General features: G+C 42.9%; 4 protein-coding genes. All 4 read left to right on the plus strand.

The window, feature by feature from the left end; all coding sequences use genetic code 11:
* Positions 1 to 28 precede the first annotated feature (28 nt).
* Entirely contained in the window at positions 29 to 1,141 is a 1,113-nt protein-coding gene (locus tag AACT21_RS08565; RefSeq protein WP_013857319.1) for a porin, read from the plus strand.
* A 62-nt stretch (positions 1,142 to 1,203) separates the two neighbouring features.
* Positions 1,204 to 2,001 (plus strand): YccT family protein, encoded by a 798-nt coding sequence (locus AACT21_RS08570; RefSeq protein ID WP_094164284.1) that lies wholly within the window; start codon positions 1,204 to 1,206, stop codon positions 1,999 to 2,001.
* 112 nt (positions 2,002 to 2,113) lie between these two features.
* Complete coding sequence (gene cueR / locus AACT21_RS08575) at positions 2,114 to 2,533, plus strand: Cu(I)-responsive transcriptional regulator (RefSeq protein ID WP_017043453.1); 420 nt, start codon at positions 2,114 to 2,116, stop codon at positions 2,531 to 2,533.
* Between the two features lie 70 nt (positions 2,534 to 2,603).
* Positions 2,604 to 2,817, plus strand: a 214-nt coding sequence (locus AACT21_RS08580; RefSeq protein WP_176430221.1) for a transposase, incomplete at its 3' end; no start/stop codon positions are given.

Consider the following 2,817-nt stretch of genomic DNA (forward strand, 5'->3'; position numbering starts at 1 on the left):
GCTATATCTATTTTTTAGGAGTTTTTCCATGGACAAAATGTTTAAACGTACTCTTTTAGGCGCTGCAGTTGCTATGGCTGCAGTTGGTGTTCAAGCTGCTCAACTAACGGACAATGTCCAGTTGTACGGTCAAGCTGCTGGTAACCTTTACTTTGAAAGTAAAGGTGATAGCGCGAAAGATGATACTGTTGGTGTGGAAATTGAATCACGTGTCGGGCTTCGTGGCACTCAATCATTCAATAATTTTGGCCCTGATTTTGTGTGGCAAATTGAAACATCTAACGCATTTAATGGTGATACTGGTGGTCAATTTGGTGGTCGTGATACCTATCTTGGTTTAGCATTTGATGATGTAGGTACAGTCAAAGTCGGGCGTCAACTTGTTTCTATCTACGATTATGTAGACTGGCCACACTCAAACCCAGGTTTAGGTAATGTATTTGACTGGCACAATGCAATTGGTGCAGGTTACCAAGACCGTGCAGACCACGTGATCCGTTTCGACTCTGTAGACTACAGTGGTTTCAAATACTCTCTATCTGCCAGCAAAATGGAAAGCTCTACTGATAACGCAGTAGTGAGCTTTGCGTTAGCTTATAACGCAGAACGTTTTGGTATCCACGGTGGTGCTTATCTTGGTTCGAAAGAGAAAACTGTAACTGCAGCTAAAGATGGCTACTATGAATTTGACAGTTCTAACGGTGAGAAAAAATGGGTTGATGCAACGGCTGCTAAGACAGACGAAGCCCAAGCTGCTTATTACTTAGTTGGTGGTAACGTATCTATTACTGACAAGTTGAGCTTGACAGCTGCTTGGAAACATATGACTAACGAAGTAAATAATGTTGAGAAAAAACAGGATGCTTACTCTGCAACACTAGCTTACTGGGCAACATCTGAGTGGTTATTTAAAGCAGGTTATTCTGCTACGACTAAAGCGAAATTTGGCGGTGAAACACAAGCAGAAAGTAGTAGTCGTGCAATTACAGCACGCGCATTGTATGTACTTGACCCATCTGCAGTACTCTACTTTGACGTGCGTAATTACGATATGATGACCCCTGCTGACGGTGATGGCAAAGGCAATGCTGATGCCAATGACCAAACTCGTTTCTTGATGGGTGTAGAATACTACTTCTAATCATATAGATTAAAAGTGTAAATCGAGGCGAGCGATAGCTCGCCTTTTAACTGGAGGTAATAATGAACAAACTTATGATTAGCGCGTTATTAGGAATGGTTATTTCTGCTAGCTCCTACGCTGATGTGGTGGTGAATATAGATCGAAACCTCCAGATTCTAGCCGTGAATGGCGTTGAACCTGAAATATCGTTTGGCCATACCAATGAAATTACTCTACCTGATGGCGCAAACCAGCTTTTGGTACGTTTTGAAAAAGTAATTCACTTTGGTGGTAATCAAAATAAATATAAATCACCGGCGATCGTGGTGAGTTTTAATCAAAGCAATAGTAAGGTGCTGCTTAAACCGGCATCGATGGTCAAAGATGAAACCACTGCCAAAGCATTTGATAAGAACCCTGCGGTTGTCTTGACTAATGCAGCTAAGCAGTCAGTGGAGTTTCAACAAGACGTTTTAGTCACACAAGGTTTTTCACTGATCCGAGATTATGAAAAAGAGCTCTATCAATATAATTCGCAAGCGAAAGTCGCCTCAATCAGTGCACTGAATCAGGTCGGATTTAATCAAAAACGTGGTCAAGCAGCTCCAATGCCTGCTCAAGCTAGTGAGACAGTAATCAGTGCAGAGCCGGTAACGACTGCCGTGCCAACTAGTTTCACAATGGTGCAGTATCTCTATGGCGAAGCAACTAGCGCGGAGCAACAAGAATTTGCCAATTGGGCCTTTGCAAACCGTGCCGCTGTTAATCAGCCGCTGGTGAGCGAAAATAAGCTAGTGACCATGATGGCCGATTGGTACCAGAAAACTGACAAAGCCGATAAAGCGGCGATTCTAGCGTGGCTGATTAGCCAAGAGTAAAGGCTATTTTTCTTGCGTAAATGGCATTTCATTGTATTTTTAGCACTAACAAGGCATGGTTCACTCCCATGCCTTTTGTGTTTTTGTCTTTGTATTTCTCAATGGTTAGCCTATGAATATTAGCCAAGTTTCTCAGTTAACAGCACTTACCGCTAAGTCCATTCGTCTTTATGAAGAGAAGGGGCTGATATCGCCGCCCCTTCGTTCAGAAAATGGTTACCGTCATTATCAACAAGCGCATATTGATGATCTTTTACTTATTGCGCGATGCAAGCGCGTTGGTTTTAGTTTAGAGGAATGTAAATCCTTACTCGCCCTTGCCAACGATCCGTCCCGGACCAGTTTTGCAGTCAAAGAGAAAGCGCAAGAGAAGTTGAAACAAGTATCACAGAAGCTGGCAGAGCTTTCATTGATTAAGTTGCAACTAGAAGAGTGGATTACCGAATGTCCAGGCGACGGTGGTAGTGAATGCCCAATCATAGATAATTTGAAGGGGCAGTGTTGCCATAACGACTTGAACAAGTCAGTGTGAAAATGAGGAGAGTGTCCTGAATTCTGTGTAACTGTCTAAACTTAAGCCTTAAAGGCTAAGGATGGACAATATGGATAAGAAAGCACTCGAAGCTTTTGCTCGTGAAGCAGCAAAGTCAATTAAGACAGAATCTGATCTTGATGACTTCCGCAAAATGTTAACCAAGGTGACCGTTGAAACGGCGTTAAACGCTGAACTCGATGAGCACCTTGGATATCAAAAACACCAATCTAGAACCAGCTCCAACTCCCGCAATGGCTACTCGGGCAAGTCAATCATCACCG

This window comes from Vibrio sp. V08_P9A1T1 (assembly GCF_963874405.1).
Classification (GTDB): Bacteria; Pseudomonadota; Gammaproteobacteria; order Enterobacterales; family Vibrionaceae; genus Vibrio; species Vibrio anguillarum.

Excerpts from the sequence above, each read along its gene's own strand:
- AACT21_RS08565 (WP_013857319.1), top strand. The coding sequence starts at position 29 with ATGGACAAAATGTTTAAACGTACTCTTTTAGGCGCTGCAGTTGCTATG.
- cueR (WP_017043453.1), top strand. The coding sequence starts at position 2,114 with ATGAATATTAGCCAAGTTTCTCAGTTAACAGCACTTACCGCTAAGTCC.
- AACT21_RS08570 (WP_094164284.1), top strand. The coding sequence starts at position 1,204 with ATGAACAAACTTATGATTAGCGCGTTATTAGGAATGGTTATTTCTGCT.